General features: G+C 61.5%; 18 protein-coding genes and 1 pseudogene. 13 read left to right on the forward strand and 6 right to left on the reverse strand.

From position 1 onward, the window contains the following. Position 1: 1 nt before the first annotated feature. Positions 2-301, reverse strand: coding sequence for a YciI family protein (locus tag IOD17_RS06325; RefSeq protein ID WP_233684220.1), 300 nt, complete (start codon positions 299-301; stop codon positions 2-4). 151 nt (positions 302-452) lie between these two features. On the opposite strand from IOD17_RS06325, the gene IOD17_RS06330 reads away from it, so the two are divergent. The 6 genes and pseudogenes from IOD17_RS06330 to rluB all read left to right on the forward strand — a co-directional run bounded on the left by IOD17_RS06330 (position 453) and on the right by rluB (position 6237). After that, positions 453-1316, forward strand: coding sequence for a PHP domain-containing protein (locus tag IOD17_RS06330; RefSeq protein WP_233684221.1), 864 nt, complete (start codon positions 453-455; stop codon positions 1314-1316). A 13-nt stretch (positions 1317-1329) separates the two neighbouring features. Then, positions 1330-1959: an L-threonylcarbamoyladenylate synthase gene (locus IOD17_RS06335; protein ID WP_233684532.1), complete on the forward strand. Its 630-nt coding sequence runs from the start codon at positions 1330-1332 to the stop codon at positions 1957-1959. A gap of 48 nt (positions 1960-2007) precedes the next feature. Beyond that, positions 2008-3222, forward strand: coding sequence for a tryptophan--tRNA ligase (locus tag IOD17_RS06340; RefSeq protein WP_267925330.1), 1215 nt, complete (start codon positions 2008-2010; stop codon positions 3220-3222). Positions 3223-3395: 173 nt separating this feature from the next. After that, positions 3396-4094, forward strand: a complete 699-nt coding sequence (locus tag IOD17_RS06345; protein WP_233684534.1) for a segregation and condensation protein A — start codon at positions 3396-3398, stop codon at positions 4092-4094. 2 nt (positions 4095-4096) lie between these two features. Next, positions 4097-4891, forward strand: a pseudogene (scpB, locus tag IOD17_RS06350) (SMC-Scp complex subunit ScpB); the annotation flags it as partial. Positions 4892-5061: 170 nt separating this feature from the next. Then, entirely contained in the window at positions 5062-6237 is a 1176-nt protein-coding gene (rluB, locus tag IOD17_RS06355) for a 23S rRNA pseudouridine(2605) synthase RluB (protein WP_233684223.1), read from the forward strand. A gap of 62 nt (positions 6238-6299) precedes the next feature. Here the strand turns inward: rluB and IOD17_RS06360 are convergent, their stop codons facing one another. The 5 genes from IOD17_RS06360 to IOD17_RS06380 form a co-directional block, all read right to left on the reverse strand. Then, complete coding sequence (locus tag IOD17_RS06360) at positions 6300-7226, reverse strand: GGDEF domain-containing protein (RefSeq protein ID WP_233684224.1); 927 nt, start codon at positions 7224-7226, stop codon at positions 6300-6302. Positions 7227-7442: 216 nt separating this feature from the next. Then, positions 7443-8183 (reverse strand): YciK family oxidoreductase, encoded by a 741-nt coding sequence (locus IOD17_RS06365; protein ID WP_233684225.1) that lies wholly within the window; start codon positions 8181-8183, stop codon positions 7443-7445. 55 nt (positions 8184-8238) lie between these two features. Then, positions 8239-8910, reverse strand: a complete 672-nt coding sequence (gene mupP, locus IOD17_RS06370; protein WP_233684535.1) for an N-acetylmuramic acid 6-phosphate phosphatase MupP — start codon at positions 8908-8910, stop codon at positions 8239-8241. Between the two features lie 266 nt (positions 8911-9176). Continuing rightward, the gene (gene ubiG / locus IOD17_RS06375; RefSeq protein WP_233684226.1) at positions 9177-9875 is read right to left on the reverse strand and encodes a bifunctional 2-polyprenyl-6-hydroxyphenol methylase/3-demethylubiquinol 3-O-methyltransferase UbiG; all 699 of its coding nucleotides are present in this window, start codon (positions 9873-9875) and stop codon (positions 9177-9179) included. A 138-nt stretch (positions 9876-10013) separates the two neighbouring features. Beyond that, positions 10014-11333: a TRZ/ATZ family hydrolase gene (locus IOD17_RS06380; protein ID WP_233684227.1), complete on the reverse strand. Its 1320-nt coding sequence runs from the start codon at positions 11331-11333 to the stop codon at positions 10014-10016. Positions 11334-11468: 135 nt separating this feature from the next. Here IOD17_RS06380 and mtnA point away from each other — a divergent pair, with 135 nt between their 5' ends. From mtnA to cmk, 7 genes are all read left to right on the forward strand, one after another. Further along, the gene (gene mtnA, locus IOD17_RS06385; protein ID WP_233684228.1) at positions 11469-12545 is read left to right on the forward strand and encodes an S-methyl-5-thioribose-1-phosphate isomerase; all 1077 of its coding nucleotides are present in this window, start codon (positions 11469-11471) and stop codon (positions 12543-12545) included. A 244-nt stretch (positions 12546-12789) separates the two neighbouring features. Continuing rightward, the gene (gyrA, locus tag IOD17_RS06390; protein ID WP_233684229.1) at positions 12790-15564 is read left to right on the forward strand and encodes a DNA gyrase subunit A; all 2775 of its coding nucleotides are present in this window, start codon (positions 12790-12792) and stop codon (positions 15562-15564) included. A gap of 91 nt (positions 15565-15655) precedes the next feature. Then, positions 15656-16741 carry a 3-phosphoserine/phosphohydroxythreonine transaminase gene (gene serC, locus IOD17_RS06395; RefSeq protein WP_233684230.1) on the forward strand — a complete coding sequence of 362 codons (1086 nt, stop codon included), beginning with the start codon at positions 15656-15658 and terminating at the stop codon, positions 16739-16741. A 1-nt stretch (position 16742) separates the two neighbouring features. Next, positions 16743-17837, forward strand: coding sequence for a prephenate dehydratase (gene pheA, locus IOD17_RS06400; RefSeq protein ID WP_233684231.1), 1095 nt, complete (start codon positions 16743-16745; stop codon positions 17835-17837). A 91-nt stretch (positions 17838-17928) separates the two neighbouring features. Next, positions 17929-19035: a histidinol-phosphate transaminase gene (gene hisC, locus IOD17_RS06405; RefSeq protein WP_233684232.1), complete on the forward strand. Its 1107-nt coding sequence runs from the start codon at positions 17929-17931 to the stop codon at positions 19033-19035. Next, positions 19032-21287 (forward strand): bifunctional prephenate dehydrogenase/3-phosphoshikimate 1-carboxyvinyltransferase, encoded by a 2256-nt coding sequence (locus tag IOD17_RS06410; protein ID WP_233684233.1) that lies wholly within the window; start codon positions 19032-19034, stop codon positions 21285-21287. Before hisC ends, IOD17_RS06410 begins: the two co-directional genes overlap by 4 nt. After that, on the forward strand, positions 21284-21970 hold the full coding sequence (gene cmk, locus IOD17_RS06415) for a (d)CMP kinase (RefSeq protein WP_090248169.1): 687 nt from the start codon (positions 21284-21286) through the stop codon (positions 21968-21970). Before IOD17_RS06410 ends, cmk begins: the two co-directional genes overlap by 4 nt. Positions 21971-22111 lie beyond the last annotated feature (141 nt).

Genomic DNA, 22111 nt, shown 5'->3' on the forward strand with positions numbered 1-22111 from the left:
CTCAAGGCAGAACCAGCTTGAAGGGTTTCACCACGACGCTGGCATACACCCCAGCGGCGCGATAGGGATCGGCATCGGCCCATTGCTGTGCGGCCAGCAGTGATTCGAATTCGGCGACGATCAGGCTACCGGAAAACCCGGCCGGACCTGGGTCATTGCTGTCGACGGCCGGGTGCGGCCCGGCAAGGATCAGACGGCCTTCGGCTTTCAGTTGCTCCAGGCGTGCCAGGTGAGCTGGGCGGGCATTCAGGCGGTTTTCCAGGGAGTTCGGCACATCGGTGGCAATAATCGCGTAGAGCATTTCTATCCTTAAATAAGGTATTTGGCACAGGCCACTGCCAGGGAGAAAAGCAGCCTGTCCGGGCAAAGTCGAGGAAATATTGGCGCAAGCCAGCAAGAATCTACATCTGCCGGCATAATAACAAACATAAATGACTCGGAAAGTGCCCTCTATGGACGTTGATTTGCATTGCCACAGCACCGCTTCGGATGGCGCCCTGGCGCCCGCTGTGGTGGTGGCGCGGGCGTTCGAACGGGGTGTGCGTCTGCTGGCGTTGACCGATCACGACACCCTCGACGGCCTGGACGAGGCCGCCCAGGCGGCGCAAGCGCTGGGCATGCAGTTGGTTAATGGCATCGAACTGTCCTGCACCTGGGGTGGTGCAACCATTCACGTGCTGGGTTATGCCTTTAACCGTGATGCGCCGGCCCTGCAGCAGGCCATTGCCGAACTGCATGAAGGGCGCTGGTTGCGCGCTGCGGAAATCGCCAAACGCCTGGAAGTCAAGGGCATGCCGGGAGCGCTGGAGGGTGCGCGGGCTTTGCAGCAAGAGTTGGGTGACAGCGGCAATGCGCCGGCGCGGCCGCATTTTGCTGATTTTCTGGTGCACAACGGTTACGTCAAGGATCGCGCCGAAGCGTTCCGTAAGTGGCTCGGTTCGGGCAAGCTGGGTGATGTCAAACAGCACTGGCCGGAACTGGCGCAGGCTGTTGATACCCTGCGTCGCGCTGGGGCCTGGGTCAGCCTGGCGCATCCCTGGCAGTACGACTTTACTCGCAGTAAGCGGCGCAAACTTATTGCTGATTTTGTTGGCGCGGGCGGCCACTCGCTTGAAGTGGTCAATGGCATGCAGCCGGCCGAGCAAGTCGGCAGCCTGGCGATTCTGGCCCGTGAATTTGGCCTGTTCGTCACCGCCGGCAGTGATTTCCATGCGCCGGGTCAGTGGTCTGAGCTGGGTGTTTATCGCCCGGTGCCCGAGGATCTACCGCCCTTGTGGGCACGGTTTCAACATGTCCAGCAGCCTGCTGCAATTTGACCAGGGCCTTAGCGTGAGCCAATTCTTCCAGATTCATCCGGAAAACCCGCAAGCGCGCCTGATCAAACAGGCCGTGGAGATCATCCGCAACGGTGGGGTGGTGGTCTACCCGACCGATTCCTCCTACGCGGTTGGTTGCCATATTGGCGACAAGAACGCGGTGGAGCGTATTCGCCGCCTGCGTCAGCTGGACGATAAGCACAACTTCACCCTGGTGTGCCGCGACCTGTCACAGCTCAGCACCTTTGCCAAGGTCGACACGGCAGCCTTCCGTCTGCTCAAGAGTCATACCCCAGGGCCTTACACCTTTATTCTCAATGCCACTCGCGAAGTGCCGCGCATGCTGCTGCATGCCAAGCGCCGCACCATTGGCCTGCGCGTGCCCAGCCACCCGATTGCCATGGCCCTGCTGGCGGAGCTGGATGAGCCGCTGATGAGTGTCAGCCTGATCCTGCCGGGGGAATCCCTGCCCATGAGCGACCCGTATGAGATGCGCCAGATCCTTGAGCATCAGGTCGATCTGATCATCGATGGCGGCTTTGGAGGGCTGGAGGCGTCCACCGTGGTGAGCCTTCTCGACGACGAACCGGAGGTATTCCGGGTCGGTTGCGGGGATCCATCGCCTTTTACGGATGACCTGTGAGCCTGTCTCGCTATAATCCGGCTCTTTCGAGTTTTCAGGTAACCGGTTTTGAGTCTCGTAGACGCTGAACGTCGCGTATTGTCTGGCATGCGCCCAAGTGGTCAGCTGCACCTGGGGCACTATCAGGGTGTGCTGAAAAACTGGGTGAAGCTGCAGCACAGCTATGAGTGCTTCTTCTGCATCGTTGATCTACACGCGCTGACCACCGATTATGACGATGTCGGCCCACTGTCGCAGCGGGTTATGGACATGGCGGTGGACTGGCTGGCGGCTGGCGTCAGCCCCAGTTCGGCGACCTTGTTTATCCAGTCACAAGTCCCTGAGCACGCCGAGTTGCACCTGCTGCTGTCGATGATCTGCCCGCTCAGCTGGCTGGAACGCGTGCCGTCTTATAAAGAACAGCAGGAACAGCTGCACAGCAAGGACCTGAGCACCTTCGGCTTTCTCGGTTACCCCCTGCTGCAGGCCGCTGACATCCTACTGTACCGCGCCGGTGTGGTGCCGGTGGGCGGTGATCAGCTGGCGCATATCGAGTTTGCTCGTGATGTGGCGCGGCGCTTCAACCATCTGTACGGACGTGAGCCAGGCTTTGAGGAAAAGGCCGAGGCGGCGATCATCAAGCTGGGCAAGAAAACTGCGACGCTCTACAACAACCTGCGCAGGGCCTATCAGGAGCAGGGCGACGCTGAGGCGCTGGAAACCGCAAGGGCGTTGCTCAAGGATCAGCAGAGCATCACCCTGGGCGACCGCGAGCGCCTGTATGGCTACCTGGAAGGTGGCGGCAAGATTCTCCTGATCGAGCCGCAAGCCATGCTCGGTGAGGCACCCAAGTTGCTGGGGCTGGATGGCGGCAAGATGTCCAAATCCAACAACAATGCGATTTTTCTGCGTGACAGTGGTGCGGTGATCGAGGAGAAGATTCGCCGCATGCCGACTGATCCGGCGCGGGTGCACCGCGATGATCCCGGTAATCCGCAACACTGCCCGGTGTGGCCGCTGCACCAACTGTACTCGACCGATGCCACTTGCGAGTGGGCCCAGCAAGGTTGCCGCAGTGCCGCAATTGGCTGCCTGGAATGCAAGGCGCCTCTGGCCGAGGCCTTGCAGCGTGAGTTGCAGCCTTTGCAGGCGCGTGCTGCGGATTATCAGGACAGTCCTGATCTGGTGCGGCAGATTCTTGCCGATGGCGCCGAGCGTGCGCGTGCCGAGGCGCGTGAAACCTTGAGTGAAGTGCGCCTGGCCCTCGGCCTGAATTACCGCTGAAGTCAGCCCCGAATCCAATGTCGAGAGTCCCCATGTCCAGCGTGCCAGTCCCGGAACACCCCGACAGCCATCCCCAGGATCAGGCTCATGCGCAGCAGGAACTGCCGTTTGCCCTGGTGTATGGCCAGGCGGTCACCGAAATGCCGCTGGACCTGTACATCCCACCGGATGCCCTGGAGGTATTTCTCGAAGCCTTCGAAGGCCCGCTGGACCTGCTGCTGTACCTGATTCGCAAGCAGAACATCGATGTGCTGGACATCCCGGTGGCGGAAATCACCAAGCAGTACATGGGCTATGTCGAGTTGATGCAGTCGGTGCGTCTGGAGTTGGCCGCTGAGTATCTGGTGATGGCGGCCATGCTCGCCGAGATCAAGTCACGCATGCTGCTGCCGCGCTCCAGTGAGGCCGAGGCCGAAGAAGACGATCCGCGCGCCGAGCTGATCCGCCGCCTGCAGGAGTACGAACGCTACAAGGCTGCTGCAGAAGGGATCGACGGCCTTAGCCGAGTGGGTCGTGACCTCACTGTGCCGCAACTGGACGCCCCGCAGGCGCGGGCACGCAAGCTGCTGCCGGATGTCAGCCTGGAAGAACTGCTGCTGTCGATGGCCGAAGTGCTGCGCCGCGCCGATATGTTCGAGAGCCACCAGGTCACCCGTGAAGCGCTGTCGACCCGCGAGCGCATGAGTGAAGTGCTGGAGCGCCTCAAGGGCGGCGCCTTTGTGCCCTTTGTCAGCCTGTTTAGTGCCGATGAAGGCAAGCTCGGTGTGGTGGTGACCTTTATGGCGGTGCTGGAGTTGATCAAGGAATCCCTGGTCGAACTGGTGCAAAATGAGGCCTTTGGGCCAATCCATGTGCGTGCGCGGGCTGAATAAGCATGAACCTTAACGAACCTCGTGAGCTGGCCAGCCTGCTCGAAGCCTTTCTGCTGGCCTCCGGCAAGCCGCAATCGCTGGAGCGTCTGTTTGAGCTGTTTGAAGAGGCCGAGCGGCCGGAGGCGGCGGTATTCAAGAAGGCGCTGACGCACCTGGGCAAGTCCTGCGAAGGGCGCGCTTTCGAGCTGGTGGAAGTGGCATCCGGCTACCGTCTGCAGGTACGCGAGAAATTTGCGCCATGGGTGGGTCGCCTGTGGGAAGAGCGCCCGCAGCGCTATTCGCGGGCCATGCTGGAAACCCTGGCGCTGATCGCCTATCGCCAGCCGATCACTCGCGGTGAGATCGAGGATGTGCGCGGCGTGGCGGTCAACAGCCACATCGTCAAAACCCTGCTGGAGCGTGAGTGGATTCGCGTGGTCGGTTACCGCGATGTGCCGGGCAAACCGGCGATGTTTGCCACCACCAAGGGCTTTCTTGATCACTTCAACCTGAAAAGCCTCGACGAATTACCGCCGCTGGCCGCGCTGCGTGAGCTGGAGCCGGAACCGGTGTTGGCCTTTGAGGATGATCCGCAGGTGCCAGAAGGCTTGCAGGCACGCGCCGATCTGGCCTTGGCCGATGAAACCGCAGCTGAGGCGAGTGAGGAAACCAGCTTTAGCAGCCTGCTGGCCGAGCTGGACTCGATGGAGCAGGGGCTGAAGACTGACTTCGATGACCTGACGGTGCTGGATGATTCTGCCGATGCCGATGCCGATGCCGATGCCGATGTCGAGCAGTCGAGCGAAGCCGCGTTACCGCCGCAGTCCTGAGCACCGTTGGTCGGGGCAGAGGCTGATGGTTGTTCGTCTGCCCGCTAGCCTCAATCCGTGCGTGAGCGCTGCGTTTCGCGTATGCTCCGCGCCCCTTCGACAAACAGGCACTGCCTGAATTGTCCTTATCACCAGAGAAAACACCGGGAGGTGCACAGATGAGTGAATCCGAAGAATACAGCCCCGCAGGCGAGAAACTGCAGAAAGTCATGGCGCGTATGGGCCTGGCTTCACGCCGCGAAATCGAAGCCTGGATCAGTGCCGGCCGCGTCAAGGTCAATGGTGCAGTCGCCAGCCTCGGCATGCGCGTTGACCTGCACGACGCCATTGCCGTCGATGGCAAGGTGATCCGCCGCGAAGAAAGCGCCGAGAGCGTGCGCCGCGTGATCATTTACAACAAACCCGAAGGCGAGATCTGCACCCGCGACGACCCGGAAGGCCGTCCGACCGTGTTCGACCGTCTGCCACGGCCGAAAGATGGCCGCTGGATAAATATCGGCCGCCTCGACATCAACACCACCGGCTTGCTGATGTTCACCACTGACGGTGAGTTGGCCAACCGTCTGATGCACCCGTCCTACCAGATGGACCGTGAGTACGCGGTGCGCGTGCGTGGTGAAGTCGACGAGGAGATGATTGAGCGCCTGAAAACCGGCGTGATGCTCGAAGACGGCCCGGCCAAGTTCACCGACATCAAGGAAGCGCCTGGCGGTGAAGGCTTCAACCACTGGTACCACTGCGTGGTGATGGAAGGTCGCAACCGCGAGGTGCGTCGCCTGTGGGAGTCCCAGGGTCTGGTGGTCAGCCGCCTGAAGCGCGTGCGTTTTGGTCCGGTATTTATCACTTCGGACCTGACCATGGGCCGCTGGCGTGAAATGAGCCAGCGTGAAGTCGATATCCTCAGCGAGGAAGTCGGCCTCAAGCCGGTCGCTCTGCCGGAGATGAAAGAAAAGACCCGTGACAAGCTCGACCGTTTGCAGCGCAAATCGGCCAAGCCGGTGGGCCGTGCCGCGCGTCCGGAGCGCACTTTGCGTCCGGCGCATGGTGGCCCGGCCACAGCGGGTGATCAGGGTCGTTCGCGTCCAGCCCGTGGTGACGGTAGTGAGCGTCCAGCGCGCAGCCCGCGTGGTGATCAGAGCAAAGGTACGCCGGTCGCCGAACGCCCGAGTGAGGTCAGCAAGAAGCGTCCGGCCAAGCCGGGTGCGCAGCGTCCTGGCGTTGAGCTGACGGATCGGCCGTCGCGCAAGCCGGCCGGTGCACCGGTCAAGCGTCGCAGCCAGCCGGGCCGTGAAGGTCAGCGGCCGGGCTTTGGCCGTGATCGCAAGCCGGAATAAGGCGTTCTAAGTGGTAATAAAAAGGCGACCCTAGGGTCGCCTTTTTGCTGGTTGCGCTGGCGTTAGCCGGCCATCGACAGGCGGTTACGACCTTCACGTTTGGATACATACAGCGCGTTATCGGCGCGGCGCAGCAGGCTGTCCATGGATTCACCTGGCAACAGGCTGGCACAGCCAAGGCTGACCGACAGTTCAATGGCGCGGTTTTCCACCAGGTACTGAATGCCCAGCACGGCCAGGCGCAGGCGCTCGCCAACCATAGAGGCGGCTTCGCGGCTGGTGTTGGAGAGCAGCACCATGAATTCTTCGCCGCCGTAGCGGAACACCATGTCGACATTGCGCAGGCTGTCTTTCAGGGCGCTGGCTACAGCCTTGAGTGCCTGGTCGCCGACGATGTGACCGTGGCTGTCGTTGATCCGTTTGAAGTGGTCGATGTCGACCATCAGCACCGAAAGCGGCTGCAGATTGCGCCGGGCAATGTCCACCTCGCGCTTGAGGGTCTGTTCCATGGCAATGCGGTTGCCGGTTTCGGTCAACGGGTCGCGCAGGGCTGTCTGCAGGGCGGCGCGGTAGAGCAGGGCGTTGCGCAGCGGGAACAGCAGGCTGGCGAGCAGGGATTCGAGCTGGCCGAGCTCGTCCTCACTGAAGCGCTGGTTGCGCCGGAAGGTCAGCTCGCCGAGGAATTCGCCATCGTGGTTCAGGCGGTAGCCAGCGGAATGGCTGGCACGCTCGCCCAGCTCTAGGCGCAGATCACAGGAGGCCAGCTGATAGCTGAGGGCGCTGAGCGGCACCAGGCGCTGCACTTCGTTGTAGAACAGCTCCAGAATGCGTTCGGCCTCCAGCGAGGTCTGCAAGCGCAGGCTCAATTGCTGGCGCAGTTGCGCAAGGCTGACTGGCTTCAGGTTTTTCTGTAGGCGACTGGCATAGCCAAGACGTTGCAGTTTGGCTGCGTCGAAATCAATGGTGTTGGACTGGTTGTGCGGGGCCATGAAGCTTTACCTCTAGCGCTATACGCGGCGATAGCGAGGCTTCAGCGAAATCCATGCCAGTTTTTGAAGTGACTTAAAAGTGCTTTTATTTCAGATGTTTGGAGTTGTCGCGGGGTGCGGGGTGGAAAGCTTTTGCCGGTTAACTGGCGGTGCTGCTGGCAATCTGATGCCAGCTGATTCTGCCGCCGCCGGAAAACCGGCAGCGGCGATTCAGGCTTATTGGGCGTCAAATGCCTGACCATTGACCCCGGTGCTGTCCGGCCCCATGAGGTACAGGTACACCGGCATGATGGCTTCCGGCAGTGGGTTGTTGGCCGGGTTTTCCCCTGGGTAGGCCTGGGCGCGCATGTCGGTGCGGGTTGCGCCCGGGTTGACGCTGTTGGCGCGCACGTTGCTGATGCCGTCGATTTCATCAGCCAGGACCTGCATGAGGCCTTCGGTGGCGAACTTCGAGACGGCATAGGCACCCCAGTAGGCGCGGCCTTTGCGGCCGACGCTGCTGGAGGTGAACACCACCGAGGCATCCGTCGAGAGCTTGAGCAGCGGCAGTAGGGTGCTGGTGAGCATAAACATGGCGTTGACGTTGACCTGCATGACGCGCATGAAATTGTCGCCAGACAGCTGTTCCAGTGGTGTGCGTGGGCCAATGATCGAGGCGTTATGCAGCAGGCCGTCGAGTTTGCCGAATTCAGCCTCAATCATTGCCGCCAGTTCGTCGTACTGGTGCGGCAGGGCGGTTTCCAGGTTGAACGGAATGACTGCAGCTTGTGGGTGGCCAGCGGCTTCGATAGCGTCGTAAACGCGGCTGAGGTTGTCTTCGGTCTTGCCCAGCAGCAGCACGGTTGCACCGTGAGCGGCGAAGGTCTTGGCGGCGGTTGCGCCAATGCCACGGCCGGCACCGGTTACCAGAATCACGCGGCCCTTGAGCAGGTCAGGGCGGGCGGAATAGTTATGCATGGGTACAACCTCATTCATTCAAAAGCGTATGGCGTTGGCGCGCGGCAGGCGATTTTCAGCAGCTGCACAGGGCTCGTTCGAGTAGGGCGCGCAGTTCCAGTGGGTGATCCACCACGGCATCAGCGCCCCAGTTGCGTGGGTTGTCCTGCGGGTGGATATAGCCGTATGTGACGGCGGCGGTCTTGCAGCCGGCGGCGCGGCCCGCGGCGATGTCACGTTCGTCATCGCCGACGAACAGGGTTGCGGCGGGTTCCACACCCATCTTCGTGCAGGCCAGCAGGATCATCTCCGGGTCGGGCTTGCTGCGGCTGACGTGATCCGGGCAGACCAGTACGGCCGAGCGCTGCGCCAGACCGAGTTGCTGCATGATCGGTTCGGCGTAGCGCACTGGCTTGTTGGTGGCCACGCCCCAGATCAGCTTGGCTTGTTCGATGTCGCTCAGCAGCTCTTGCATGCCGTCAAACGGCCGGGTCAGCACCGCGCAGTGGTCCTGATAGCGTTCAAGAAACTCCAGGCGCAGCGCCTCGAATCCTTCAGTCTCGGGGTCTATGGCGAAGTTGGCAGCAACCATGGCGCGTGCGCCACCGGAGACCTGATCACGGATCAGCTTGTCGGCAATCGGCGGCAGGCCGCGCTCGGCGCGCATGGCCTGGCTGATGGCGATAAAGTCCGGCGCACTGTCGAGCAGGGTACCGTCCATATCGAAAAGAACTGCGCGTAGGCGCATTGGGCGTGTCATTGGTTATTTCCCTTGCAGCGCCGGAGTATGTTTTGGCGCGAGGCCAGGCACGAGCCGTGAAGTTTGGTTATTCCAAATGAGCGGCGAGAAACGCAGCATCGCGTCAAAACAGACCCGGCCCGACGGGTTGCGCCAGAAAATCGGCCATGCGTTGTTGCTGTCCTTGGCAATGGAGCAACCACTGCCTGCGGCCAACGCCTAGTCTGGCCGGTTTTCTGGTAGCAACGCTGCAGGGAAATAACGGATGGCACGCCCTACGCCTCCTTGAGGGTCTGAATCATGTAATTGACGTCCACGTCGGCTTCCAGCTTGTAGCGTTTGCTCAGCGGGTTGTAGGTCAGGCCGATGATGTCCTTGACCTGCAGGCCGGCGTCACGGCTCCAGGCGCCCAGCTCTGAGGGGCGAATGAATTTCTTGAAATCATGGGTACCGCGCGGCAGCAGGCGCATCAGGTACTCGGCGCCGATGATGGCGAACAGGTAAGCCTTGGGGTTGCGGTTGATGGTCGAGAAAAACACCTGGCCGCCGGGTTTGACCATCTTGTAGCAGGCGCGGATGACCGAGGATGGGTCGGGTACGTGTTCGAGCATTTCCAGGCAGGTGACCACATCGAACTGGCCGGGCATTTCCTCGGCAAGGGCTTCGGCGGTGATCTGCCGGTACTCGACGCTGACACCCGACTCAAGCTGGTGCAGTTGGGCGACCGCCAGCGGCGCTTCACCCATGTCGATGCCGGTAACGCTGGCGCCGCGCTGGGCCATGGATTCGCTGAGGATGCCGCCGCCGCAGCCGACGTCCAGCACCTTTTTGCCGGCCAGACCGACACGCTCGTCGATCCAGTTGACGCGCAACGGGTTAATGTCATGCAGCGGCTTGAATTCGCTTTCGCGGTCCCACCAGCGATGGGCGAGGGCTTCGAATTTGGCGATTTCGGCGTGGTCGACGTTGCTCATATAAATCCCTGAATCAGGCTGCGGCGAGAATGGGAGCGCAAGGTGCTCATGTTGCCAGTTTCGCCGGGTGGATTGGACGCCTGTTGTGCGGCCAATGTATGTCAGTTTGTCGCAGTGCTCACATTTCTGGGTTTACCGCTATTTACCGGCAATTTTTGCCCCCCAGGCCTGGGCATTGGCGATGATCCGTTGCTCGTCCAGGCGGGTCAGCTGGCCGCCGTCGAGCAGCTGTTTGCCGCCCACCCAGAGGTGCTCAACGCAGGCGCGGCCGCCGGCATAGATCAGCTGTGAAACCGGGTCATAGACCGGTTGCTGGGCCAAGCCGGAGAGGTTGAATACGGCGATATCCGCCGCCTTGCCCAACTCCAGTGAACCGATCTGCTCATCCAGGCCCAGGGCGCGGGCGCCGTTGAGGGTGGCCATGCGCAGTGCGCGGTGAGCATCCAGGGCAGTGGCCGAGCCGGCGACGGCCTTGGCCAGCAGGGCGGCGGTGCGAGTTTCGCCAAGCAGATCGAGATCGTTGTTGCTGGCGGCACCATCGGTGCCAACGGCCACGTTGACACCAGCCTGCCAGAGCTTTTCCACCGGGCAGAAGCCGCTGGCCAGCTTGAGGTTGGATTCCGGGCAGTGGATCACGCTGCTGTTGCTGGCGACCAGCAGGGCCAGGTCATCGTCATCGATCTGGGTCATGTGCACGGCCTGAAAGCGCGGGCCGAGCAGGTCGAGGCGCGCCAGGCGGGCTAGCGGCCGCTCGCCGCGTTGTTCCAGGCTCTGCTGCACTTCGAAGGCGGTTTCGTGCACGTGCATATGAATACCGGCGTCCAGCTCCTCGGCGAGCACGCGGATGTTCTCCAGCTTGTCGTCGCTCACGGTGTAGGGCGCATGCGGGCCAAACGCCACGCTCAGGCGCGGGTGGTGTTTGAGGTCGTCGAACAGCGCCAGACCCTTGCGCAGGGCTTCGTCGGCGTCGCGGGCGCCAGGAATCGGGAAATCCAGCACCGGAATTGTGATCTGTGCGCGGATGCCGCTGCTGTGCACCAGCCGGCTGGCGGTTTCCGGGAAGAAGTACATGTCGGAGAAGCAGGTGATGCCGCCCTTGAGCTGCTCGGCGATGGCCAGTTCGGTGCCGTCCTCAACGAACTGCTCGTTTACCCACTTGGCCTCGGCCGGCCAGATGTGCTTTTCCAGCCAGGTCATCAGGGGCAGGTCATCGGCCAGGCCACGGAACAGGGTCATTGCGGCATGTCCGTGGGCATTCACCAGGCCTGGTGTAAGCAGTCGGCCGGGTAACTCAATAACCTGCAAGGCGCTGTGTTTGAGGGCTTCGGCGCGTGGGGCGATCAGGGCGATACGTCCGTCACGGATACCCAGGCCATGTTCCAGCAGGACCACGCCAGCAGGTTCGACCGGAACCAGCCAGGTGGGCAGGAGCAGCAGGTCGAGAGGGGCTTGGGGCATGGTGGCGCTTCCGGCAGACATAAAGTGGCGAGTTTATAGGGGAACGCCCTAGGCTTGAAGCTGCATGGCCTGATCTAACCCGATAGCTGGCGCGCTGTGCGTATAATGGTCGGCTTTTTCCGGCGGAGGTGTGTGATGCGCGAGCAATTGCTAGCGGCAGAGAGGGTGAAGGCCATTGACTGGCGTGATGGCGCTCTGCACCTGCTCGACCAGCGCGCGCTGCCCTTTGCGCAAACCTGGCTCAGCTACCACTCGGTCGCTGATGTCGCCGAGGCTATCCGCAGCATGGTCGTGCGTGGCGCGCCGGCCATTGGTATCGCTGCCGCCTATGCCGTGGTGCTGGGCTTGCGCGCCCGGTTGCAGGCCGGGGGCGACTGGCGCACTGCCTTGCAGGCGGACTTTGACCTGCTGGCAGCGTCGCGGCCGACGGCGGTCAATCTGTTCTGGGCGCTCAATCGCATGCGTGAGCGGTTGGATCGGATCAAGGATGGTGATGACCTGCTTGCTCAGCTCGAAGCCGAAGCCATCGGCATTCACCAGAGTGATCGCGAGGCCAACCTGACCATGGCCCAGCTTGGCGCCGAGCTGATTCGCAAGCACCAGGGCAATGCACAGAACCTGCTGACCCACTGCAATGCCGGGGCGCTTGCCACCGGTGGCTTCGGCACCGCCCTCGGGGTAATTCGCGCAGTTTTCCATGACGGCTTGCTGGAGCGGGTGTATGCCGATGAAACCCGGCCCTGGTTGCAGGGCTCGCGCTTGACTGCCTGGGAGCTGGCAGAAGATGGCATCCCGGTGACGGTGAATGCCGACTCGGCTGCCGCGCACCTGATGAAAACCCGTGGAATCACCTGGGTCATTGTTGGTGCTGACCGGATTGCGGCCAACGGTGACGTAGCCAACAAGATTGGCACCTACCAGTTGGCCGTGAATGCCATGCATCACGGTGTGCGCTTTATGGTGGTGGCCCCGAGTTCGACCATCGACATGGGCATGGAGCATGGTGATGACATCATCCTCGAAGAGCGTGCCGCCAGTGAGTTACTGGAGTTGGGTGGAGCGCCGATTGCTCGCGGCGTAGAAGCGCTCAATCCGGTATTCGATGTAACCCCGGCTGACCTGATCGACTTTATCGTCACTGAAAAGGGCGTAGTCGACCGTCCGGATGCGGAAAAGATGGCGCAATTGATGTGCCGCAAGCGCTTGCATTGAGTTTTTCTGTCTGCTGGCGCACCTAGTCGGGCCGCTGGCGCTGGGGATAGGTGCGTCGCAGTGATTGTGGTAAGCTCCGTCGGTTTTCAGGAGTGCCCGTTATGGGCCTCTTACCTGCGCAGATACATGGCATAACTTATTGATTTGTCGTGAGTCGCTGTAAGCCTTGAGGCACAGCGACAGGCTCCACCCCGTTCAGGACGAATGGCGCGGAGTTTCACCAGAAAAAGGAACCAGGCTACTCATGGGCGAACTGGCCAAAGAAATCCTCCCGGTCAATATTGAAGACGAACTCAAGCAGTCCTACCTCGATTACGCGATGAGCGTAATTGTCGGTCGCGCGCTGCCGGATGCGCGTGATGGCTTGAAGCCCGTGCACCGCCGCGTGCTGTTCGCCATGAGCGAGCTGGGCAACGACTGGAACAAGGCATACAAGAAGTCCGCCCGTGTGGTCGGTGACGTCATCGGTAAGTACCACCCGCACGGTGATACGGCGGTGTACGACACCATCGTACGGATGGCACAGCCATTCTCCCTGCGTTACCTGTTGGTCGACGGCCAGGGCAACTTCGGTTCGGTGGACGGCGATAACGCCGCCGCCATGCGTTACACCGAAGTGCGCATGACCAAGCTGGCCCATGAGCTGCTGGCTGATCTGCACAAAGAAACCGTGGATTGGGTGCCGAACTACGACGGCACCGAGATGATCCCGGCGGTCATGCCGACCAAGATCCCCAACCTGCTGGTCAACGGTTCCAGCGGTATCGCCGTGGGTATGGCCACCAACATCCCGCCGCACAACCTCACGGAAGTGATCAACGGCTGCCTGGCGTTGATCGATAACGGCGACCTGACGGTCGATGAACTGATGCAGTTCATCCCGGGCCCGGACTTCCCGACGGCAGGCATCATCAATGGCCGCGCCGGCATCATCGAGGCTTACCGCACTGGCCGTGGCCGCATTTACATGCGTGCCCGTGCTGAGATTGAAGACATCGACAAGGCCGGCGGTCGCCAGCAGATCGTTGTCACCGAGCTGCCGTACCAGCTGAACAAGGCACGATTGATCGAGAAGATCGCCGAGCTGGTTAAAGAGAAGAAGCTCGAAGGCATCACCGAGCTGCGCGATGAGTCCGACAAGGACGGTATGCGCGTGGTGATCGAGCTGCGCCGTGGTGAAGTGCCGGAAGTGGTGCTCAACAACCTCTACGCCCAGACCCAGATGCAGAGCGTGTTCGGCATCAACGTGGTGGCGCTGATCGACGGCCAGCCGAAAGTCCTTAACCTCAAGGACATGCTCGAAGCCTTTATCCTGCACCGCCGTGAAGTGGTTACCCGCCGCACGGTGTTCGAGCTGCGCAAAGCCCGCGAGCGCGGTCATATCCTTGAAGGCCAGGCCGTTGCCCTGTCCAATATCGACCCGGTAATCGCCCTGATCAAGGCCTCGCCGACCCCGGCCGAAGCCAAGCAGGCGCTGATCTCGACTGCCTGGGAATCCACGGCCGTCGAGGCGATGGTGGAGCGCGCCGGTGCCGATTCCTGCCGCCCGGAAGATCTGGAGCCGCAATATGGCCTGCGTGACGGTAAATACTACCTGTCGCCGGATCAGGCCCAGGCCATCCTTGAGCTGCGTCTGCACCGCCTGACCGGTCTTGAGCATGAAAAACTGCTGGCCGAGTATCAGGAAATCCTCACCCAGATCGGCGAGCTGATCCGCATCCTCACCAGCGCCGTGCGCCTGATGGAAGTGATCCGCGAAGAGCTGGAAGCGGTCAAGGCCGAGTTCGGCGATGCCCGCCGTACCGAGATCGTCGCTTCGCGCATGGACCTGACCATGGCCGACCTGATCACCGAAGAGGAGCGGGTCGTGACCATCTCCCACGGTGGTTATGCCAAGAGCCAGCCGCTGCACGCCTACCAGGCGCAGCGTCGTGGTGGTCGCGGCAAGTCTGCTACTGGGGTCAAGGACGAGGACTACATCGAACACCTGCTGGTGGCTAACAGCCACGCCACCCTGTTGCTGTTCTCCAGCAAGGGCAAGGTGTACTGGCTGAAGACTTACGAAATTCCCGAAGCCTCGCGCGCGGCCCGTGGTCGTCCGCTGGTCAACCTGTTGCCGCTTGACGAAGGCGAGCGCATCACCGCGATGCTCCAGGTCGACCTAGAAGCTCTGCAGCAGAACGCTGGCGACGAAGAGCTGGATGACGGCGAAGGCGTAGTGCTGGAAGGCGAAGTGATCGAGGCCGAAGTGGCCGACGACAGCGACGCTGATGTGGCCGATGACGAGCAGGACGAGCCGACTGGTGCCTACATCTTTATGGCGACCGCCTTCGGTACCGTGAAGAAGACCCCGCTGGTGCAGTTCAGCCGTCCGCGTAGCAGCGGCCTGATCGCCCTGAAGCTGGAGGAGGGCGACACCCTGATCGCGGCGGCTATCACCGATGGTGCCCGTGAAGTGATGATGTTCTCCGATGGCGGCAAGGTCATCCGCTTCAAGGAAAAACACGTGCGTACCATGGGGCGTACCGCTCGCGGTGTGCGCGGCATGCGTCTGCCGGAAGGGCAGAGCATCATCTCCATGCTGATTCCGGAGCGTGATGCGCAGATTCTCACCGCGTCCGAGCGCGGCTATGGCAAACGCACGGCGATGGCCGAGTTCCCGCGTCGCGGGCGTGGCGGCCAGGGCGTAATCGCCATGGTCAGCAACGAGCGCAACGGCAAACTGGTCGGTGCGGTGCAGGTGCTGGATGGTGAGGAAATCATGCTGATTTCCGACCAGGGCACCCTGGTGCGTACCCGCGTCAGCGAAGTCTCCAGTCTGGGCCGTAACACCCAGGGCGTGACCCTGATCAAGTTGGCCAAGGATGAAACCCTGGTCGGCCTTGAGCGTGTGCAGGAGCCTTCGGCGGAAGACGACGATGAGCTGCTGGAAGGCGAAGAGGGTGTTGAAGGCGCAGTTGAGGATGCAGGCGATGCACCCGAGGCTGCTGCTGACGAAAGCCCGATCAGCGAAGAGTGATTGTCGGGGCGAGTGCGCTCGCCCCTGACGGCGTAGGATTTGGCGGCTGGTGGCAATGCCAGCCGCCCAGCATTTTTGAGCGAGAGTGGATGTGAGCAAGCGAGCCTTTAACTTCTGCGCCGGCCCGGCCGCGCTTCCTGAAGCTGTTCTGCAACGCGCCCAGGCGGAGCTTCTTGATTGGCAAGGCAAAGGCCTGTCGGTCATGGAAATGAGCCATCGCAGCGATGAGTACACCGCCATCGCGGAAAAGGCCGAGCAGGATCTGCGTGATCTGATGGACATTCCATCGGACTACAAGGTGCTGTTCCTGCAAGGCGGTGCCAGCCAACAGTTCGCCGAAATCCCGCTCAACCTGCTGCCCGAAGACGGCGTTGCCGACTACATCGACACCGGTATCTGGTCGAAGAAAAGCATCGAAGAAGCCAGTCGCTATGGCCGTATCAATGTTGCCGCCAGTGCCAAGGCCTATGACTACTTCGCCATTCCTGGGCAGAACGAGTGGCAGCTGTCGAAAGACGCCGCTTACCTGCACTACGCCAGCAACGAAACCATCGGCGGCCTGCAGTTTGACTGGATTCCTGAAGTCGGTGATGTGCCGCTGGTGGCGGACATGTCTTCCGACATCCTCTCGCGCCCCATCGATGTGTCGAAGTTCGGCCTGATCTACGCCGGCGCGCAGAAGAACATCGGCCCTAGCGGCCTGGTGGTGACCATCGTGCGTGAAGACCTGCTCGGTCGTGCCCGGAGCGTCTGCCCGACCATGCTCAATTACAAGATCGCCGCCGATAACGGCTCGATGTACAACACTCCGGCGACCTTCTCCTGGTACCTCTCCGGCCTGGTGTTCGAGTGGCTGAAAGAGCAGGGCGGGGTGGCCGCCATGGAGCGTCAGAACCGCGCCAAGAAAGACCTGCTGTACAAGGCCATCGACACCAGCGACTTCTACAGCAACCCGATTGCTCATAACGCCCGTTCGTGGATGAACGTGCCGTTCCGTCTGGCCGACGAGAAACTGGATAAAGCCTTCCTGGCCGGTGCTGACGCCCGTGGCCTGCTCAACCTCAAGGGCCATCGTTCGGTTGGCGGCATGCGTGCCTCGATCTATAACGCTGTGGGCCTGGATGCGGTCGAAGCGCTGGTGGCCTATATGGCCGAGTTCGAGAAGGAGCACGGCTGATATGTCGGAACAGGAACTGCAGGCCCTGCGCCTGCGCATCGACAACCTCGATGAACGCATCCTTGAGCTGATCAGCGACCGTGCCCGCTGCGCTGAGGAAGTGGCGCGGGTGAAGATGAAGGAACTCAAGGAAGGCGAGTCCCCGGTGTTCTACCGCCCTGAACGTGAAGCCCAGGTGCTCAAACGCATCATGGAGCGCAACCAGGGGCCGCTGGGCAATGAGGAAATGGCGCGGCTGTTCCGCGAGATCATGTCTTCCTGCCTGGCTCTGGAAAATCCGCTCAAGGTCGCTTACCTAGGCCCTGAGGGCACCTTTACCCAGGCTGCGGCGATGAAGCATTTCGGTCACGCAGTGATCAGTCAGCCGATGGCGGCCATCGACGAAGTGTTCCGTGAAGTGGCTGCCGGTGCGGTGAACTTTGGCGTGGTGCCGGTGGAAAATTCCACCGAGGGCGCGGTCAACCACACCCTCGACAGCTTCCTTGAGCACGACATGGTCATCTGTGGCGAAGTCGAGCTGCGCATTCACCACCACCTGCTGGTGGGTGAAACTACCAAGACCGACAAGATCACCCGTATCTACTCCCACGCTCAGTCCCTGGCGCAGTGCCGCAAGTGGCTGGACGCGCATTACCCGAATGTCGAGCGCGTGGCGGTGTCGAGCAATGCCGATGCGGCCAAACGCGTGAAGAGCGAGTGGAACAGTGCGGCCATCGCTGGCGATATGGCGGCTAATCTGTACGGCCTGACCAAGTTGGCGGAAAAGATCGAGGATCGTCCGGACAACTCCACGCGCTTTTTGATCATCGGCAACCAGGAAGTGCCGCCCACCGGCGATGACAAGACCTCGGTGATCATCTCCGTGAGCAACAAGCCGGGTGCGCTGCACGAGCTGCTGGTGCCGTTCCACAACAACGGCATCGACCTGACCCGTATCGAAACCCGCCCGTCGCGCAGCGGCAAGTGGACCTACGTGTTCTTTATCGACTTCGTCGGCCACCACCGCGATCCGCTGATCAAGGACGTGCTGGAAAAAATCAATCAGGAAGCCGTGGCGCTCAAGGTGCTGGGCTCCTACCCCAAAGCGGTACTTTAAAACTGCTGCGGCACGCCTCAGGTCTCAAGCTACACGCGCATCGACGCCGGGCTGTACTTGGGGCTTGCGGCTTTAAGCGTGAGGCATTGCTATGACCGATTTCCTCGCCCTGGCCCAGCCAGGCGTACAGCAGCTGTCGCCCTATGTACCGGGCAAGCCGGTGGACGAGCTGGCCCGGGAGCTGGATCTGGACCCGGCCAGCATCGTCAAGCTGGCCAGCAACGAGAACCCGCTGGGCCCCAGCCCTCGGGCGCTGGAAGCGATTCGCAGCGAGCTGGCCGAGCTGACCCGTTATCCCGATGGCAATGGCTTCGAGCTGAAAAGCCGTCTGGCTGCGCGCTGTGGTGTGCAGATCAATCAAGTCACCCTGGGTAACGGTTCCAACGACATTCTCGATCTGGTGGCGCGCGCCTATCTGGCCCCTGGCCTGAATGCGGTGTTTAGCCAGTACGCCTTTGCCGTTTACCCCATCTCGACCCAGGCCGTAGGTGCCCAAGGCAAGGTGGTGCCTGCCAAAGACTATGGTCATGACCTGGAGGCCATGCTCGCGGCCATCGATGAATACACCCGTGTGGTGTTTATCGCCAACCCGAACAACCCGACTGGCACCTGGTTTGGCCCCGACGCGCTGGAGCGCTTCCTCGCGCGCGTGCCGCAGAGCGTGCTGGTGGTGCTGGATGAGGCTTATATCGAATTCGCCGAAGGTGATGAGCTGCCGGACGGCCTCAAGTACCTGGCGCGTTACGACAACCTGCTGGTTTCGCGCACCTTCTCCAAGGCCTATGGCCTGGCGGCGCTGCGCGTCGGTTATGCGCTCAGCTCGGCGCAGATCGCCGATGTGCTGAATCGCGTGCGTCAGCCGTTCAACGTCAACAGCCTGGCCCTGAGCGCTGCCTGTGCGGCGCTGGATGATGCTGATTACCTGGCGCAAAGCCGTCAGTTCAATGATGCCGGCATGGCGCAGCTGGAAACTGGCTTGCGTGAGCTGGGTCTGAGCTGGATTCCATCGAAGGGTAATTTTATCTGCGTCGATTTTGCTCGTGATACCGCGGCGATCAATCAGGCGCTGCTGCGTGCTGGGGTGATCGTGCGCCCGGTGGCCGGTTATGGCATGCCGAACTTCCTGCGCGTATCGATTGGTCTGCCGGCTGAAAATGCGCGCTTCCTCGAGGCTCTGGCCAAGGTGCTGAGCGCGTGAGTGAGGTCAAGTCTGCTGTCACTCAGGTGCAATCTGCTGCCCCTAAGCTCGGCCGCCTGGTGGTTATCGGTCTGGGGTTGATTGGCGGCTCCTTCGCCAAAGGCTTGCGTGAGCGCGGCCTGTTTCACGAAGTAATTGGTGTCGATCTGGACCCGGAGTCGCGCCGCTTGGCGGTTGAATTGGGGGTGGTCGACCGCTGCGAGGTTGATCTGCTTGCCGCCTGTCAGGGTGCTGACGTGATCCAGCTGGCGGTGCCTATCCTGGCCATGGAGAAGCTGCTGGCTGAACTGGCCAAGCTTGATCTGGGTGCTGCGGTGCTCACTGATGTGGGTAGCGCCAAAGGCAATGTAGTGCGCGTCGCTCGCCTGGCTTTTACCGGCAAAGCGGTGCGCTTCGTGCCTGGGCACCCGATTGCCGGTTCCGAGCAGAGCGGGGTGGAGGCCTCCAATGCGCAGCTGTTCCGGCGCCACAAGGTCATTCTCACGCCCTGCGAGCAAAGCGACGAGCCGGCTCTGGAACTGGTCGATGCGCTGTGGCGCGAGCTGGGTGCGGATGTCGAGCATATGGAGGTCGAGCATCACGACCAGGTACTGGCCGCGACCAGCCATCTGCCGCATTTGCTGGCGTTCACCTTGGTTGACTCACTGGCCAAACGCAGTGAGAACCTGGAGATCTTTCGTTACGCCGCTGGTGGTTTCCGTGACTTCACGCGGATCGCCGGCAGTGATCCGGTCATGTGGCATGACATCTTCCTCGCCAACCGCGAGGCGGTGCTGCGCACGCTGGACGTATTTCGCGACGACCTCGACGCCTTGCGCGACGCGGTTGACGCAGGGGATGGGCATCAATTGCTGGGCGTTTTCACCCGCGCCCGCGTGGCCCGTGAGCATTTCGGCAAAATTCTGGCCCGCAGGGCCTATGTGGACGCTATGCACTCGAACGATCTGGTTTTTCTGGCTAACCCTGGCGGCAAACTCTCCGGGCGTATTCGCGTTCCGGGCGACAAGTCCATCTCCCACCGCTCGATTATGCTCGGCTCGCTGGCCGAAGGCACCACGCATGTTGAAGGCTTTCTGGAAGGTGAAGATGCCCTGGCGACCATTCAGGCGTTTCGCGATATGGGTGTGGTCATCGAAGGCCCGCATCACGGCCGTGTTACCGTGCATGGGGTCGGCCTGCATGGTCTGAAGGCGCCCGTGGGGCCCCTGTATATGGGCAACTCCGGTACGTCGATGCGCCTGCTTTCTGGCCTGTTGGCAGCGCAGCCATTCGACACCACGCTGACCGGTGATCCCTCGCTGTCCAAGCGGCCGATGAATCGTGTGGCCAAGCCGCTGCGCGAAATGGGCGCAGTGATCGAAACCGGCCCGGAAGGTCGTCCGCCATTGATGATCAAGGGTGGCCAGCGACTGACCGGCATGGACTACGAGATGCCCATGGCCAGCGCTCAGGTGAAATCCTGCCTGCTGTTGGCGGGTCTTTACGCCGCAGGTCGTACGTCGGTGACTGAGCCGGCACCGACCCGCGACCACACCGAGCGTATGCTGCGTGGCTTTGGTTACCCCGTGACGGTGGATGGCAGCACGGCCAGCGTCGAGTCGGGCCACAAACTGACCGCCACGCATATTGAAGTGCCGGCCGATATTTCCTCGGCGGCATTCTTCCTGGTCGCCGGCAGCATTGCCGAAGATTCGGAGCTGGTGCTGGAACATGTCGGCATCAACCCGACCCGCACCGGCGTCATCGACATCCTCAAGCTGATGGGCGGCGACATCACCCTGGAAAACCAGCGTGAAGTGGGCGGTGAAATAGTGGCCGATATCCGCGTGCGCAGTGCCAAGCTGAAAGGCATCGATATTCCGGAAGACCTGGTGCCGCTGGCTATCGACGAATTCCCTGTGCTGTTTGTCGCGGCTTCCGTGGCTGAAGGGCGCACCGTGTTGCGTGGTGCCGAAGAGCTGCGGGTCAAGGAGTCCGATCGGATTCAGGTAATGGCCGATGGTCTGATCGCGCTGGGCGTCAAGGCTGAGCCAACGCCGGATGGCATCATTATCGAAGGCGGCAGCATCGGTGGTGGCGAAGTCTGGGCCCATGGCGATCACCGTATTGCCATGTCCTTTAGCGTGGCCTCGCTGCGCGCCTCCGCGCCGATCCGTATCCATGATTGCGCCAACGTCGCCACCTCGTTCCCTAATTTTCTCGCCTTGTCAGCTCAGGTCGGTATCCGCGTGGCCGAGGAGGGCAAGGCATGATCGTCGCTCCGGTTATCACCATCGACGGGCCGAGTGGCTCGGGCAAGGGCACTATTGCCGGCTTGCTGGCCAAGCAGCTGGGCTGGAATCTGCTGGATTCGGGGGCGCTGTATCGTCTGCTGGCCTTTGCTGCCGGCAATCACGGTGTCGATCTGACCAACGAAGAAGCGATGAAGCTGCTCGCCGCCCATCTGGATGTGCAATTCATTGCTGCGGGTGATGGCCATGGTCAGCGCATCATTCTTGAAGGCGAAGAAGTCACTGATCTGATCCGCAATGAGCAGGTTGGCGCTGGTGCTTCGCAGGTAGCCTCGCTGTCTGCCGTGCGTGAAGCACTGCTGCAGCGTCAGCAGGCGTTTCAGGAGATGCCGGGCCTGGTCGCCGATGGTCGCGATATGGGTACCGTGGTATTTCCCGATGCACCGCTGAAGATTTTTCTCACCGCCAGCGCCGAGGAGCGCGCCCGCCGCCGCTACTTGCAGTTGAAGGCCAAGGGCGATGATGTTAATCTCGCGAGTCTTCTTGATGAGATTCAGGCGCGCGATGAGCGCGATACCCAGCGTGCAGTGGCGCCGCTCAAGCCTGCAGCCGATGCGATCCAGCTGGATTCCACTGAACTCTCCATCGAACAAGTGCTTGAACGAATTCTGAGTGAGGTCGCCAATCGCGATCTTGCCGGATGATAAGAGCCACAGCTGCTTAAGTTGACTGGCTCGCAAGGAGGCGTACGGGAGTCCAGTCTCAATCCCGGTTGCCTCTTTTTATATGAACGTACCCACATTGTCTGGAGTGTGGTTTGGGCGGATTCCCTGCCCTGAATCAAC

Source organism: Pseudomonas anguilliseptica, assembly GCF_021375795.1.
GTDB classification, from domain to species: Bacteria; Pseudomonadota; Gammaproteobacteria; order Pseudomonadales; family Pseudomonadaceae; genus Aquipseudomonas; species Aquipseudomonas anguilliseptica_A.